The sequence below is a fragment of the Achromobacter sp. JD417 genome (assembly GCF_041879325.1).
Taxonomy (GTDB): Bacteria; Pseudomonadota; Gammaproteobacteria; order Burkholderiales; family Burkholderiaceae_B; genus Achromobacter; species Achromobacter mucicolens.
Window position 1 is genome coordinate 4,046,710 of the sequence record NZ_CP087159.1, and the last position, 13,988, is coordinate 4,060,697.

13 protein-coding genes are annotated in these 13,988 nt (G+C 67.1%); 6 read left to right on the forward strand and 7 right to left on the reverse strand.

The window, feature by feature from the left end; genetic code table 11:
• Positions 1 to 6 precede the first annotated feature (6 nt).
• On the forward strand, positions 7 to 1,005 hold the full coding sequence (locus LN047_RS18625; protein WP_373979833.1) for an FAD:protein FMN transferase: 999 nt from the start codon (positions 7 to 9) through the stop codon (positions 1,003 to 1,005).
• A gap of 62 nt (positions 1,006 to 1,067) precedes the next feature.
• Here LN047_RS18625 and LN047_RS18630 read toward each other — a convergent pair whose 3' ends face one another.
• The gene (locus LN047_RS18630; protein WP_056323489.1) at positions 1,068 to 1,853 is read right to left on the reverse strand and encodes an inositol monophosphatase family protein; all 786 of its coding nucleotides are present in this window, start codon (positions 1,851 to 1,853) and stop codon (positions 1,068 to 1,070) included.
• 129 nt (positions 1,854 to 1,982) lie between these two features.
• Here LN047_RS18630 and LN047_RS18635 point away from each other — a divergent pair, with 129 nt between their 5' ends.
• Positions 1,983 to 2,759: an RNA methyltransferase gene (locus LN047_RS18635; protein WP_155721790.1), complete on the forward strand. Its 777-nt coding sequence runs from the start codon at positions 1,983 to 1,985 to the stop codon at positions 2,757 to 2,759.
• Positions 2,760 to 2,878: 119 nt separating this feature from the next.
• Here LN047_RS18635 and LN047_RS18640 read toward each other — a convergent pair whose 3' ends face one another.
• Complete coding sequence (locus LN047_RS18640; RefSeq protein ID WP_056323484.1) at positions 2,879 to 3,868, reverse strand: tripartite tricarboxylate transporter substrate binding protein; 990 nt, start codon at positions 3,866 to 3,868, stop codon at positions 2,879 to 2,881.
• Between the two features lie 161 nt (positions 3,869 to 4,029).
• Here LN047_RS18640 and LN047_RS18645 point away from each other — a divergent pair, with 161 nt between their 5' ends.
• Complete coding sequence (locus tag LN047_RS18645) at positions 4,030 to 4,791, forward strand: IclR family transcriptional regulator (protein ID WP_056323481.1); 762 nt, start codon at positions 4,030 to 4,032, stop codon at positions 4,789 to 4,791.
• 116 nt (positions 4,792 to 4,907) lie between these two features.
• On the opposite strand, the gene LN047_RS18650 is transcribed toward LN047_RS18645, so the two are convergent.
• The 5 genes from LN047_RS18650 to LN047_RS18670 form a co-directional block, all read right to left on the reverse strand.
• Complete coding sequence (locus LN047_RS18650) at positions 4,908 to 5,744, reverse strand: mechanosensitive ion channel family protein (RefSeq protein ID WP_056323479.1); 837 nt, start codon at positions 5,742 to 5,744, stop codon at positions 4,908 to 4,910.
• Between the two features lie 148 nt (positions 5,745 to 5,892).
• Positions 5,893 to 7,002, reverse strand: coding sequence for a DUF1513 domain-containing protein (locus LN047_RS18655; RefSeq protein ID WP_373982155.1), 1,110 nt, complete (start codon positions 7,000 to 7,002; stop codon positions 5,893 to 5,895).
• On the reverse strand, positions 6,992 to 8,092 hold the full coding sequence (locus LN047_RS18660) for an imelysin family protein (protein WP_373979834.1): 1,101 nt from the start codon (positions 8,090 to 8,092) through the stop codon (positions 6,992 to 6,994). The genes LN047_RS18655 and LN047_RS18660 overlap by 11 nt, the downstream gene beginning before the upstream one ends.
• Entirely contained in the window at positions 8,092 to 9,609 is a 1,518-nt protein-coding gene (locus LN047_RS18665) for a di-heme oxidoredictase family protein (RefSeq protein WP_373979835.1), read from the reverse strand. The genes LN047_RS18660 and LN047_RS18665 overlap by 1 nt, the downstream gene beginning before the upstream one ends.
• Positions 9,606 to 10,904, reverse strand: a complete 1,299-nt coding sequence (locus tag LN047_RS18670) for an imelysin family protein (protein WP_056323468.1) — start codon at positions 10,902 to 10,904, stop codon at positions 9,606 to 9,608. Before LN047_RS18670 ends, LN047_RS18665 begins: the two co-directional genes overlap by 4 nt.
• Positions 10,905 to 11,105: 201 nt before the next feature.
• Here LN047_RS18670 and LN047_RS18675 point away from each other — a divergent pair, with 201 nt between their 5' ends.
• The 3 genes from LN047_RS18675 to LN047_RS18685 all read left to right on the forward strand — a co-directional run bounded on the left by LN047_RS18675 (position 11,106) and on the right by LN047_RS18685 (position 13,979).
• Positions 11,106 to 12,032, forward strand: coding sequence for a LysR family transcriptional regulator (locus tag LN047_RS18675; RefSeq protein ID WP_373979836.1), 927 nt, complete (start codon positions 11,106 to 11,108; stop codon positions 12,030 to 12,032).
• Between the two features lie 106 nt (positions 12,033 to 12,138).
• The gene (locus LN047_RS18680) at positions 12,139 to 12,939 is read left to right on the forward strand and encodes a class II aldolase/adducin family protein (protein ID WP_056323463.1); all 801 of its coding nucleotides are present in this window, start codon (positions 12,139 to 12,141) and stop codon (positions 12,937 to 12,939) included.
• A gap of 80 nt (positions 12,940 to 13,019) precedes the next feature.
• Positions 13,020 to 13,979, forward strand: a complete 960-nt coding sequence (locus LN047_RS18685) for a tripartite tricarboxylate transporter substrate binding protein (RefSeq protein WP_056323460.1) — start codon at positions 13,020 to 13,022, stop codon at positions 13,977 to 13,979.
• Positions 13,980 to 13,988 lie beyond the last annotated feature (9 nt).

A 13,988-nucleotide genomic window follows, 5' to 3' on the forward strand; every position in this document is an offset into this window, starting at 1 on the left:
AACGCCATGAACCGTCCCACCCGCCGCCGCTTCCTCGGTATCGTCGCCGCGTCATCCGCGCTGGCCCTCGCCCCCAGCTTATGGCGCCGCGCGCAAGCGGCCATCGCCCCCACGCGCTGGCAAGGCGTGGCGCTGGGCGCCGATGCGGAACTGCGGCTATACCATCCCGACCGCCAGGCGGCCGAACGGCTGATCGATCAGGCGCTGCAAGAACTTCGGCGGCTGGAAGGGGTATTCAGCCTGTATCGCGACGACAGTGCGCTGTCGGTCCTGAACCGCCAGGGGTATCTGGCCGACCCGCCGTCCGATCTTGTCCGGCTGCTGAGCGAAAGCCGGCACTACGCCGAACTGACCGGCGGCCTCTTCGATCCCTCCGTGCAGCCGTTGTGGCGTGTGTACGCCGATCACTTCGCGCAGCCGGAAGCATCGGTGGGCGGGCCGGCGCAGGCCGACATCGCAGCGGCCCTGCAGCGCGTCTCGTACCAAGGCATCGCGATCGACCCGCAACGCATCCGCCTGCAGCCGGGCATGGCGCTTACGCTGAACGGCATCGCCCAGGGCTACATCACGGACCGCGTGACGGACCTGCTTCGCGATGCCGGGCTGGAGCGCGCGCTGGTCGATATGGGCGAAATCCGCGGTCTGGATGAATCGGCCGGCGCCGCGGGCTGGCGCGTCGGGCTAGCCGACCCGTTGTCCCCGGAACAGATCCTGACGCAGGTGCCGATCAGCAACCAGGCGCTTGCCACGTCCGGCGGCTACGGCACGCCGTTCGATGCCGAGGGGCGGTATTCGCATCTCTTCGATCCGCAAAGCGGCCGGGCGCGGCCGCTGTATCGCAGCGTGTCGGTCATGGCGTCCACGGCAACCGCGGCCGATGCGTTGTCGACCGCGTTTTCAAACATGCCGCTGGATCGCACCGCGCAGCTGGTGCGACGCCTGGGTGTGCAAGCGTGGATGGTGCTGCCGGACGGGCAGCTGATTACGCAGACCGGCGACGCCTGATCGCCCCGCCCGATAAAAAGAAAACCGGCCACGAGGGCCGGTTTTTCTTTGTGCCGCGCCGATCAGGCGGCGGACGGCGGGTTCAGCGTGGCAAGCATCTGCGTGAAGATCTTGGGGCTGGCGGCCAGCACGTTGCCGCTGTCCATCCAGCCCTGTTCGCCGTCGAAATCGGCGACCAGGCCGCCGGCTTCCAGGACCATCAGGCTGCCCGCGGCCAGATCCCAGGGCTTGAGCCCCACGCCGCAGAAGCCGTCCAGGCGGCCGGTGGCCACGTAGGCCAGATCCAGCACGGTGGAACCCAGGCGGCGCACGCCCGTGGCGCCTTCGGCCATCTGGCGGAAACGCTGCGAACCCTGTTCGGGGTCGCCGGCGTTGGGCCAGTGCGCGCCCAACAGCGCGTCGTGGTAGCGGGTACGGCCCGACACGCGCACGCGGCGGTCGTTCAGGAACGTGCCGCTGCCGCGGCTGGCCGTGAAGAGTTCGTTGCGCGAGGGATCATAGATGACCGCTTGCGTGACCTGGCCGCGCTGCGTCAGCGCGATCGACACGGCGTAGTTGGGCAGGCCGTGGATGAAGTTCGTGGTGCCGTCCAGCGGATCGATGATCCATTGGAATTCCGCCTGGTCAGGACCCTGCAGGCCGAACTCCTCGCCCAGAACGGCGTGGTCCGGATAGGCCGCGTGCAGCGTTTCGACGATGGACTCTTCGGCGGCCCGATCGACTTCCGTGACATAATCGCGCGGACCCTTGCGAGCCACGCTGAGTCGTTCCAAATCCATGCTGGCACGGTTGATAATGGTGCCGGCACGCCGGGCCGCCTTGATGGCGATGTTGAGCATCGGGTGCATAAAATTCCGTACGTATGCGATGAGTTGGCTTGATGATAGGCCGCTTGCCGCCCCCCGCCGCGCCGTCGCCCCCACGGGGAAATCGACCCAAAAAACCAGGAAGGCACGAAGCCAAACGTGCCATTTTAAATGACTCAAGCATTTTCACGTGTTCGCTTCGTAATGGTGAACCCCAGCCACCCCGGAAACGTCGGTTCCGCGGCCCGCGCAATCAAGACAATGGGCTTCTCGGAACTGGTCCTGGTGGACCCCAAATTCCCGGATGTAACAAGCCAGCCGGAGGCCGTGGCGCTGGCGAGCGGCGCGCTGGACGTGCTTGAAAACGCCCGCATCTACCCGACGCTGGAAGAAGCCCTGGCGCCCGTCACGCTGGCGTTTGCGCTGACAGCCCGGGTCCGGGACCTGGGTCCTCCGCCTTGCGACATCCGGCAGGCGGCCGACCTGGCCTGCGCGCATCTGGCGGACACGGCCGAGGGCGTGGCCGCCGTGGTGCTGGGCACCGAGCGGGCCGGCCTGACGAACGCGCAGATCGCGCTGTGCCACCGTATCTGCCATATCCCGGCCAATCCCGAGTACAGCTCGCTGAACGTCGCTCAGGCGCTGCAATTGGCCGCCTGGGAGCTGCGTTACGCCCTGCTGGTGGACCAGGGGGCCGAGCTGCTGCCCCGTTCCACCGCCCAGGAGCCCGCGCGCGGCGCGGCCCCGGCCTCCAGCGAGGCGGTCCAGGCCTTTCTGGCCCACTGGGAAGAAGCGCTGGTCGGCGTCCAATTCCTGGACCCCGCCCATCCCAAGAAGCTGATGCCGCGCATGCGCCATCTGTATTCGCGCCTGTCGCTCACCCGCGACGAGGTGGACATGATGCGCGGCGTCTGCACGGCGATGCTGAACGCGGTCAAGAAGAAATAGCGGCCCAAACCGGCAGGCCGGCAACGGCATTGCCGAATGCACGGATAAAAAAGGGACGGGCATTGCCCGTCCCTTCTTGTTTGGCCCGTCCGCCGGCAGATCGCCGGCGGTCATGCCGGTCAGTCCACCTTGGCGCCCGAGGCCTTGACCACGGGGGCCCAGCCGTCGACTTCCGACTTGATGAACTGGCCGAATTCGGCCGGCGTGGTCTTCACGCCCACGGCGCCCAGCTTTTCAAAGCTGGTCTGCACAGAGGGCTTGTCCAGCGCCTGCTGCATGGCGGCGTTGAGCTTGTTGATCACTTCCGGCGGCGTGCCGGCCGGGGCCAGCAGGCCGAACCAGGACGACACGTCGAAGTCCGCAAAGCCCGATTCCTGCATGGTCGGCAGGTCCGGCGCGCTCTTGGAGCGCTCACGCGTGGTCACGGCCAGCGCGTTCAGCTTGCCCGACTGGGCGTGCGGCCAGGCCGACGGCATGTTGTCGAACATGAACTGCACCTGGCCGCCGATCAGGTCGGTCATGGCCGGGGCGCTGCCCTTGTACGGCACGTGCAGGACGTCGATGCCCGCCTTCATCTTGAACAGCTCGCCCGCCATGTGGATGGAGGTGCCGCTGCCGGACGAGGCGAAAGCCAGCTTGCCCGGATTCTTCTTGGCGTAGTCGACCAATTCCTTCACGGACTTGACCGGCACCTGGGGATTGACCACCAGGATGTTCGGCACCTTGGCGCCCAGGGCGACCGGTGCGAAGTCCTTCGTCAGGTCGAACGAAACGTTCTTGTACAGGGTCTGGTTGATGGCGCTGGTCACCGCCACGAACAGCAGCGTGTAGCCGTCGGGCGTGGCGCGCATGACCTGGTCGGTGGCGATATTGCTGCCAGCGCCCGGCTTGTTTTCAACGACGAACGACTGGCCGAGGGACTCGGTCAGTTCTTTGGCCATGATCCGGGCGATCACGTCGGTGGTGCCGCCGGCCGAGAAACCGACCACGATGCGGACGGGCTTGTCGGGATAGGCAGCGTGGGCGGAACCCATTGCAAATGCGCTTGCGGCGGTGGCCAGAAGGGTGGCGGCCAGACGCCGCATGCCAGGCTTGTGACCTGTAGTCATAGTGTCTCCGTGCAGGTACTGTCCATTAGATGGACGATTCGAATTATTGGATGAACGCATTCTGCGCTATACATGCGGATGGCATCAAGGTAGAGTCCACCCTACGGACAATGGTTTTCCCTCGTCCGTTCGTTGATAACCCTTAGTTTTCAGAGATTTGCATGCAAGACAGCGATGCCGCGTCCGCCGGCCCACGCACACTACGCCGCGGTTTGGCCGTGCTGGCCGCCCTGCGTGACCAAGGCCCGGACGGCCTGAGCGTGACCGACATTGCCCGGTTGACCGGCATTCAGCGTCCCACCATCTATCGGTTGCTGGCAGCGCTGCTGGACGCCGGCCTGGTGTTGCCGGTCACGGGCACCAAGAAGTACCGCGCCCAGCTCGCCGTGGACCCGGACACGCGTTCGCGCGACCCGCGCGTGCGCCAGCTGCTGCCCGTGCTGCGCCGCTTGGCCGACCGCACCGGCGACGCCGTCTTCCTGGTGGTGCGCGAAGAAGACGATTCCATCAGCCTGCATCGCGAGATCGGCAGCTATCCCGTGCAGATCCTGGCCACGTACGCGGGCAAGCGCCAGCCGCTGGGCGTGGGATCGGGCGGCATGGCGCTGCTGGCCGCCCTGCCCGACGACGTGGCGCGCGGCATCGTCGAACGCAACTCAGGCCGGCTGGACGAGTACGGCGGCATGACGCCGCAAGAGATGTTCCGCCTCATCGAAAACACCCGTGCGCGCGGCTATTCGGTGGTGGGTAACCATGCGGTACGCGGCGCCCTGGGCGTGGGTTGCGCGTTGCTGGACGCGCAGGGCGCGCCCCTGTTGGCGGTCAGCGTCACGGCCATCATCGACCGCATGCCCGCGCAGCGCCAGCGCGAGATCGCGGGCTGGATCAAGACGGAACTGGCCCGGCTGGCGATGCCGGCCTGAACCGGGGATCGGCCGCGTCGCTTTCATGCACTGAAGAAAGCCACAATGCTGCGACGTAAAAAAATGGGAGCCCCGCGAGGCTCCCATTTTCATGCCTGACGCCCTGCGCGCCTCGTTCAGGAAGCCGCGGCGCCGGTTTTGGGATTCTGGATCTCGCGCAGCGGGATCGGCGCCTGGAAACCGGCCTCTTCGAGCGCGCGGCGGATTTCCTGATACAGGCTCCAGCGCAATTCCCAGTACTTGCCCGACTCGGCCCACACGCGCACGTTCACGGTGACGCCGTTTTCCTTGTAGTCGAACACCTTGACCTGCGGCGCCGGATCCTTCAACGCATCGGGACGCGCATCCACGATCTGCTGCAGCTTGGCGACCACCGCGTCCAGATCGTCGCCATAACGCACCGGCACGGGGATATCCAGGCGGCGCGTCTTGTTGCGGCTGTAGTTGGTGATGGTGGCGTTCCACACCGTGCTGTTGGGCAGCGTGAGATGAATGCCATCGCCCTGCACGAGACGCGTGAGAAACAGGCCCACCTCCTCGACCGTGCCGTCGGCGCCCGAACTGAGGGCGATGTATTCGCCGGCGCGGATGGGGCGCAGGATCAGCAGCATGATGCCGGCCGCGATGTTCTGCAGCGTGCCCTGCAAGGCCAGGCCGACGGCAAGACCGGCGGCGCCCAGCACCGCAATCAGACTGGCCGTCTGCACGCCAAAGCGTGCCAGTACCGCGATCACCGTGAAGATGCGTACCGCCCAGATCACGGTCGTGGAGAACATGGGAACGATCGTGGGATCGATCTTGGGCGACCGCGTGGCGGCCCGGCGGACCCAACCGCCCAGCAACGAAGACACCCACCAGCCGATGCCCAGGATAAGCAAGGCAACCAGCAGATTGATGCCCATATCCATCAGCCTGGGCGCCCACAGATAGAACTCTTTTACGGCCTCATCCATGGAGGAACCTCCTGCGAAAAAAAATCGACGGAAGAATGTATCAGAAGCGGCTTGCGCAAAACGGCGCGGCGCCTGGCGGGAGTGTCAGGCTTTGTAAAGAGAACCGACCTGCAGCATAGGTCTTCCGGCGCCAGCAGGCAAAGCCGCGTTACGCAGGCACGATGCGAAAGTGGTTGTCCCAGGAGACATCGCGCGACGGCGGCAGGACCGGCTTTTCCTTGCCTTGAGCGTCAGTGCGGATCATCGCGCCCAAACCGCTCGTGACCAGAAAGCCCGCTTGCGCGGCGGGCGCGACGCCGCAGCCGTCGGCAAGCGCGGTGGTCCCCAGGCACTTGCCGCTGGCGGCATCCCAGTAAATCACCTGCCCGCCAACCGGGCTGGACGTGGCCACGATGCCGCCTGCGGCATCGACCGCGACCGAGCCGACGTAGTTGCGCATGTTGCGCAGCGTCTCGGGCGGTCCTTCGAACAGTTCAAGCGCCGCGCCGCGGCGGTGCCGTCCGACCAACGCGGGCCGGTCGGCCGCCGGCCCCATGTATTGGCAACCGAACCACACCGCGCCATCGGCCGCCAGCGCCAGATGCCGGATCGACAGCCGATGCAGCGAAGGCGCGAGCTCCACCTTTTCCAGCAGCTGGCCGGTGGCCGCGTCGATATACGCGAGCGACGGCCGCATGGTGTCCAGGTTCAATTCCAGCTTGCCGTAGTCCGGATGCGTCAGGATGCCGCCATTGGCCACGCATAGCGTCTTGCCGTCAGGCAGCAGCACGACTTCGTGCGGACCGATGCCGCCGGCGTCGAACTCGCCCACGCGCCGGTAATCGCCGCCCGGCGTGGCGTCGTACAGACCCAGCACGCCGCGCCCGGCCTCGAAGTCGTTTTCCGTGGCGGCCAGAAGCCGCCCGCCTTGCACGAACGCGCCGTGGCCGAAGAAGTGGCGGTCGTCGGGCAGCGCCAGCGCCACCGGCTCGCCCCCGGCCAGCGAAAACCCCAGCGCGAAAAAGCCCGGTTGGCGGCCGAACACGACCGCGCGCCCTGCGGCGCCATCGATCGCAAAACTGTGCCCGCGGGCAGGCATCGGGATGGCGAGGCGGTCGCGGCCGGTCTCGTCCAGCACCACGGCCTCGTCGCGCCCGCCGCGCTTGCGCGCGGTCAGGTACAGCGGCCCGCCATCGGCGGGCATTGCGGCGCGTGCGGCGGCGGGCGGCAAGCCCAGCGCGGCGGCCAGCGCCAGGAACCGGCGCCGGTCAATCACCATCGAGCGCATTGAACCCAATGGTCACGCCCAGCGCAGGCGCCAGGTTCTCGTCAACGATGGCCTTGGCGTTCTTGAGCGTCAGCGATGCCAGCCCCAGCAGACGGCGTCCCTCTTCACTGGCCAGCGCGGCATCCAGCGGCACCGGCACATCGCGCAGCGTCTGCGCCGCGCTGGACAACTCGCCCCGCACCGACGCATCCATCCAGCCCTCGCCCGCCGGCAACGGGTATGCGCCCGCCATATAGAACGCCTTGAGCGCGTCCACGTTGGCGGCCAAGAGGCTGGTCGACAGATTGCTGCGCCAGAACGCCGCCCGCTTGGGCCGCGCGGCCTGCGGCGAATCGCCCAGCACCGGTTCGATCTTGACGTCGCGCGCGAACTGCAGTCCGGTCGACAAGGCCTTCATGGCCTCGGCCGCCACCTCCTGCGAACTGCGGTACAGGTCGTTGCCCGGCTTGGGCGCGGCGAACTGACGGCCGAACGCGCCCTGCGGGCTCCAGGCCTCGCCCACATCGCGCGAGATGCTTGCCACGTTGGACGCGATGGCCGTGGCATAGCCGCAGGCGTAGGCAAAACCGGGCGCGCCGGTCTGCTTGAGCAGATCCGGTTCGCCATAAAGCACATATTCCAGCGCGGGCAGCCCTTGCACCGCCACACTGCGTCCGGCCAGCGCGCCGGGCTGGAGCAGCGCGTCGTCCTTGGCCGCGATCAGCGCCTGCACCTGGCGGGGCATCACGCCACGCGTATCGGGCCAAAACGCCAGCCGTTCGAAGCGGTTGGCCTGCACCAGCGGGCCGAAGCGCAGGATCTCGACCCCAGACCACGCGTGCGCCAGCGTGCCGAAGGCATCGCCGACGCGCTTGGCGCCTGCCGCGTCAGGCTTGGCGCACCAGCCGCCCAGCGCCCCTTCCAGGGCCGCGGCGGCGTCCGTCATCTTGGCCACCGCCGGCCGCGCGTAATCGTGCGCCAGGCGTTCACCCAGGTCGGCTGGCAAGGCGGCCTGCGCGGCAATCGGCGCAGACAGCGGCGCCGCCAGCATCAGCGCCACGGCCGCGGCGCGCTTGAACGGAAGGCGGACGGAACGGGCCATCACAGCGACTCCAGGAAGCGGATCAGGTCCGCGCGTTCGTCGGGCGTCATGTTCACGACGCGGTCGCGCGCGGGCTGGGCCGCGCCGCCATGCCACAGCACGGCTTCCAGCAGCGTGCGGGCGCGCCCGTCATGCAGCCAGGTGGCGTTGGGATTGACGGTCTTGGTCAGGCCGATGCCCCACAGCGGCGGCGTGCGCCATTCTCGGCCGGTGGCCATGCCGTCGCTCACGCCGTCGGCAAGGTCGTCGCCCATGTCGTGCACCAGCATGTCGGTGTACGGCCAGATGAGCTGGAAGCGGTGTTCCGGCTGCTTGGCATTGCGGCTGGTCACGTACTTGGGCACGTGGCAGGCCACACAATTGGCCTCATAGAAGAGTTTCTTGCCGGCCAGCACGCGCGCGTCGTCCGCATCGCGCCGCTGCGGCACCGCCAGGTTCGTCGAATAGGTGGTGATGAAGTCCATCAGCTTGGCCGGCACTTCCTCCGGGCCGAAGCGCGGCTGCGCGCCATGCGGCATGTCCAGGCATTGCGGCTGCGCGGCGGTGCAGTCGCCGGAATGCTTGGGGAACATCGGCGTGGACAGGCCCATGTCGTTGGAGAACGCCGCGGCGCTTTGCTGCTCGACCGTTGGCTGTCCGGCTTTCAGGTTGAAGCGGCCCAGCGCCCGCGCGCCGGTGCGCGCGTCGGTGACCCAGTTGGCCTTGCCGACGATGCCGTCGCGCTTGTCCGCGCCGATGTTGGCCAGGATGTCGGCCTCGTGGATCGATTCCAGCAGGCCCAGGCCGATCATCGGCGGCGCCAGCCGCGGCGAGATCTGCGTGTCCGCGCGCATGGGCCCGTAGCCCAGGTTCTCGATGCGGTAGGTGGGCTTCATCAGCGTGGCGGTCTCGCCGCCGCGCAGCGCGACCGGCACGGGTTCGTACTCGATCTCCATGCGGCCCTCGGCGGGCAGGCCCGCGACCGCGAAATTCTGAAGCTGCACGCCGTAGACGGGTTCCGGCAAGGCCGCGATCTCGCCGGCGCCCAGCTTGGGATGCCCCCGGTCCGCGCCTTGCGGCACGGCCAGGCGCAGCAGCAAGGCGACGGCGTCGGTGCGTTCAAGCGGATCGAAGCCCGGCACCGTGCCGCGGCCGTCCTTGGTGTGACAGGCCTGACAGGAGCGCGCATTGAAGAGCGGTCCCAGGCCGTCGGACGCCTGCGTGGACGCGGGCGCGGACACCCAGTCCTTGCGGAACAGGCCGTTGCCGACCTGGAATTCCTGGCGGCCTTCAAAGCTCATGTTGGCCGACGGCTGCGAAAAGATGTCGGCGTTGATGAGCTTGTTGGTGGTGGCGGCGCCGGCCTGCATGGTCTCGAACGATTCGATCTTCGAGAAATCCTGCGTGGGCGTCGTGATCGCGGTGACGCGCTTCTGGTCTTCGGGCGTCAGGTCGTCACGCCCGCCGGAAGCGGCGGGCGCGGCGGCGGCGCCGGCATGGGCCGACGCCGCCAGTACGGCGGCTAATACGAGTTTCACTTGAATACGGCGTCAGGTTTGTCCAGGCTGTCGGAACCTTCGATGGCGACCTTGCCCAGTTCCAGCAACGTAATCACGCGCTCCAGGCTGCGCGTCTGCGCCACCAGGCTGTCGATGGCTGCCTGCACCACCGCGTTGCCCTCCTTGTTGCCGTCCGCGATCATCTGATCATAGGTCTCGACCGTCTCGGCGCGGGTCTTCATGGCCTGCATGGCCGCGACCGTGGCGTCCAGCTTGGCGCGCACCTCGGCGTCCAGCTTGGGATCCTTGGCCTTGACCAGTTCCGACAGGCTCGCGCCCGACACGGTCTTGCCGTCGATGCGGGTGTACGAACCCAGATAGACATTGCGGATGCCGATCTGGTCGTAATAGTGCGAGTTGTGCGTGTTGTCCGAGAAGCAATCGTGCTCTTCCTCGGGATCGTGCAGCATCAGGCCCAGCTTCATGCGCTCGCCCGCCAGTTCGCCGTACGACAGGCTGCCCAGCCCGGTCAGCATGGCGATCAGGCCCGCCTTCGGATCCTCTTCTACGGCCTTGCGCGCGGCGCCGTCCTTCTTCCAGTTGCCCACCATTTCTTCCAGGTCGGTCACCAGCAGGTCCGTCACGGCCTTCAGGAATTCGATGCGGCGTTCGCAGTGGCCGCCGGTGCACTGCTTGGGATCGAAGTCGGTGTGCGGGCGGTTGCCGGAATGGCGCTCCTGCGGCGTGCCCTTGCGGTCCTTGGGCGCGGCGCCGGTGCCGTTCAGGTCCTGGCCCCACAGCAGGAATTCGATCGCGTGATAACCCGTGGCCACGTTGGCTTCGTTGCCGTCGGCCTCGTGCAGCACTTCGGACAGCAGTTCGGGCGTGATCTTGCTGACGTCGACCGTCTTGCCGCCCACCGAGATCTTGGAATTGGCGATGACGTTGACGGCGTAGAAGGCGTTCTCGTCATTCTCGGTGCCGTAGGACGCGTCGACATAGTCGATCAGGCCTTCATCCAGCGGCCACGCGTTCACGCGACCTTCCCAGTCGTCGACGATGGGGTTGCCGAAACGGTAGGCCTCGGTCTGCTGGTAGGGCACGCGCGCCACGATCCACGCTTCGCGCGCGGCCTTCAGGGTGTCGGCGCTGGGCTTGGCGACCAGCGCATTGATGGCCTCGCGCAGCTTCTTGGCTGCCGTCAGCGAATCCTCGTAGCCGGCCAGCGCCAGATCGGAATACGTGGCGACCACGGCCTTGGGTTCGACGGCGGCCATCGCCGTTCCGCCATACACCGCAGCAGCCAGCACCGCCCCCAAAAGCAACTTGCGCATCGAATCTCTCCCGTAATCCGGACGGCTCGCCCCCGCGGCGGACCGTTCCGGCTTGAATTTTGTGGATGCGAGTGTAAACAATTTTCGTTTGTTATTCAGGCCATGTTCAGATAGCTGACAACTTTTTGAACAAAAAAAGTATGCTGCGGCAGGCCGCAAATGGTCTTGCCGGCCCTGCTTTTTCACTCTGGAATTCGCCCCATGGAATTGCGCCAACTCCGTTACTTCGTCCGCGTCGCCGAACTGGGCAGCATTGGCCGGGCCGCGCGAGACCTGGGCGTGGTGGCCTCGGCGCTCAGCCAGCAGATCAGCCGGCTGGAAAGCGAGCTGGCCACGCGGCTGCTCACGCGCAGCACCACGGGCGTGACCACCACGCCCGCCGGCGCGGCCTTCCTGCGGCAGGCGCAGCTGACGCTGCGGCACGCGGAAAGTGCCGTCGCGGCCGCGCGCGAGGCGCGGTTGGCCGGCACGGTCAGCGTCGGTTTCGCGCCCACCACCGCGTCGCTGCTGGCGCGTCCGTTCTATGCCGCCATGACCGAGCGCTATCCCAACGTGCGCCTGCATCTGGTCGAGGGCCTGTCGGGCAACCTGGGCGACCTGCTCAACGCCCGCCGGCTGGATCTGGCCGTCCTGTTTCAGAACGACAGCGCGCAAGGCCGCAGCGTGGTGCCGGTGCTGGACGAACGCCTGTTCCTGCTGGCCCCGCGCGGCATGATGGAGCGCCCCGATGGCGAACCCGTCCGCATGGCCGATCTGGCGGGGCTGCCGCTTGCCGTCACCAGCAAGGCGCACGGGCTGCGCGCGTGGGTCGAGGCGGCTTTCGAGCGGGCCGGCATCGAGCCCTGGATCGGCGTCGAGGTCGACGGCCTGACGACGCTGATGGACCTGGTGCAAGCCCATCCGATCGCGACGATCCAGCCCGGCGCTGCCGTGGCCCGCGTCGAAACCGGGCTGCTCAGCATGCACCCCATCGACGACCCGTATCTCTTTCGCCGCAACCAGATCTACTGCATCAGCGACGACGAGCTCTCGCCCGCGGCCCTGGCCGCGCGTGTGGTGCTGCTGGACGCCATGCGCGCCCTGGTCCGGCACGGCGGCTGGCCAGGCGCCACCCTTCTCGATTCGTGATGCCCCCATACGCTTAGGATCCCTAGGCGGTCGGTTTTCTTGAAGATAAATTGATCCACATCAAGTCGCGGCAGCGTGTCGCGACGATTTACCTTCACGAAATCCGATGACCACTACTCCGAATCGCCCCGGCCGGCTGGGCATTTCCTCCATGCGCCCCCACTGCTCCGACGCCGAATGGCAAGCCCGCGTGGACCTGGCGGCCTGTTACCGGCTGGTCGAGCTCTACGGCATGGCCGACATGATGGCCAACCACATCTCGGCCCGCGTGCCCGGCGAGGACAACGCGTTCCTCATCAACCCCTACGGCATGATGTATGAGGAGATCACGGCGTCCAGCCTCATCAAGGTCGACCTGGACGGCACCATCCTGTCCAAGCCCGATTTCGGCGATCTGAACTACGGCATCAACAAGGCCGGCTATGTGATCCACAGCGCGGTGCATGCCCACCGCCACGAGGTGGACTGCGTCATCCACACCCACAGTTGGGCGTCGATGGCCGTGTCGTCGCTGGAATGCGGCCTGTTGCCGCTGACGCAGACCGCCATGCGCTTTCTGAAGATCGGCTACCACGATTACCAGGGCGTGGTGCTGGGCACCGACGAACAGGCCTCGCTGCTGGCCGATCTGGGCCAGGGCGAGGCGCTGATCCTGCGCAATCACGGCGCGCTGACCGTGGGCCGCACCGTGGGCGAGGCCTTCAACTGGATGCACCGCCTGGAACTGGCCTGCCGTTCGCAACTGGCGGCCATGGCAACAGGCGCTCGGCTTCAGCCCGTGCCGCAACCGGTGCTGGAAGAAACCTGGAACAACTACCAGCCTGGCACCCGCCGCCCCTACGGCGTCATGGAGTGGCCCGCGCTCTTGCGCAAGCTGGACCGGATCGATCCCGGCTACCGCGACTGACCTTCCGATTTTTCAGCGTCCCGGCCGGCGTGGCGGCACGGGGCCCTCATCACACGACAACGACCACGCGAGGAGACATCATGAAAACTGCCCAAGCCCTGCTCGCTTGCGCGGCGCTGGCGGGCGCCTGTACCGCGCCCGCCGCCATCGCCGCCGGCTATCCCGACCGGCCGGTCAAGGTCATCGTGGCCTTCTCGCCCGGCGGCACCACCGACACGCTCACCCGCAGCGTCACGAACACGCTCACGCAGAAGCTGGGCCAGCCCTTCGTCGTGGAAAACAAACCCGGCGCGGGCGGCAACATCGGCACCGAGTACGTGGTGCGCGCCGCGCCCGACGGCCACACGCTGATCGTGAACTCGGTCGGCCCCATCGCCGTCAATCCGTCGCTGAACAAGCTGTCCTACGATCCGCTCACCGACCTGGTACCCATGGTGCAGATCGCGACCGTGCCCAACGTGCTGGTCGTGCCGCCGTCCTCGCCCGCCAAGGACATCCAGGGCTTTCTGAAATACGTGAAGTCCGCGCGCGATCTGAACTACAGCTCCACCGGCGTGGGCACGTCGTCGCACCTGTCCAGCTACATGCTGATGGACGAACTGAAGGTCAACGCCACCCACGTGCCGTACAAGGGCGCGGACGCCGTGAACGACCTGCTGGCCGGCCGCATCGACTTCATGTTCGCCACCATTCCGTCCGTGATCGGGCACATTCGCGCCGGCAAGCTGCGCGCGCTGGCGGTCAGCACGCAGCAACGGTCCGCCACCTTGCCCGAGCTGCCGACCATCGCCGAGTCCGGCTATCCGGGTTTTGACGCGGGTTCGTGGTTTGGATTCTTCGCCCCCAAGGGCACGCCGCAGCAGGTGGTCGATCTGGTCAACCGCGAAGTCAACGCGACGCTGCCCGCCTTGAACGAGCAGATGCTGCGTGAAGGCGCCGAGCCGGTGGGCGGGACGCCGGCGCAGTTCGCCACATTCATCAAGAGCGAACACGACAAGTGGGCCGTGCTGGTCAAGAAGTTCGATCCGCAGGCGCATTGACGCGCTGGG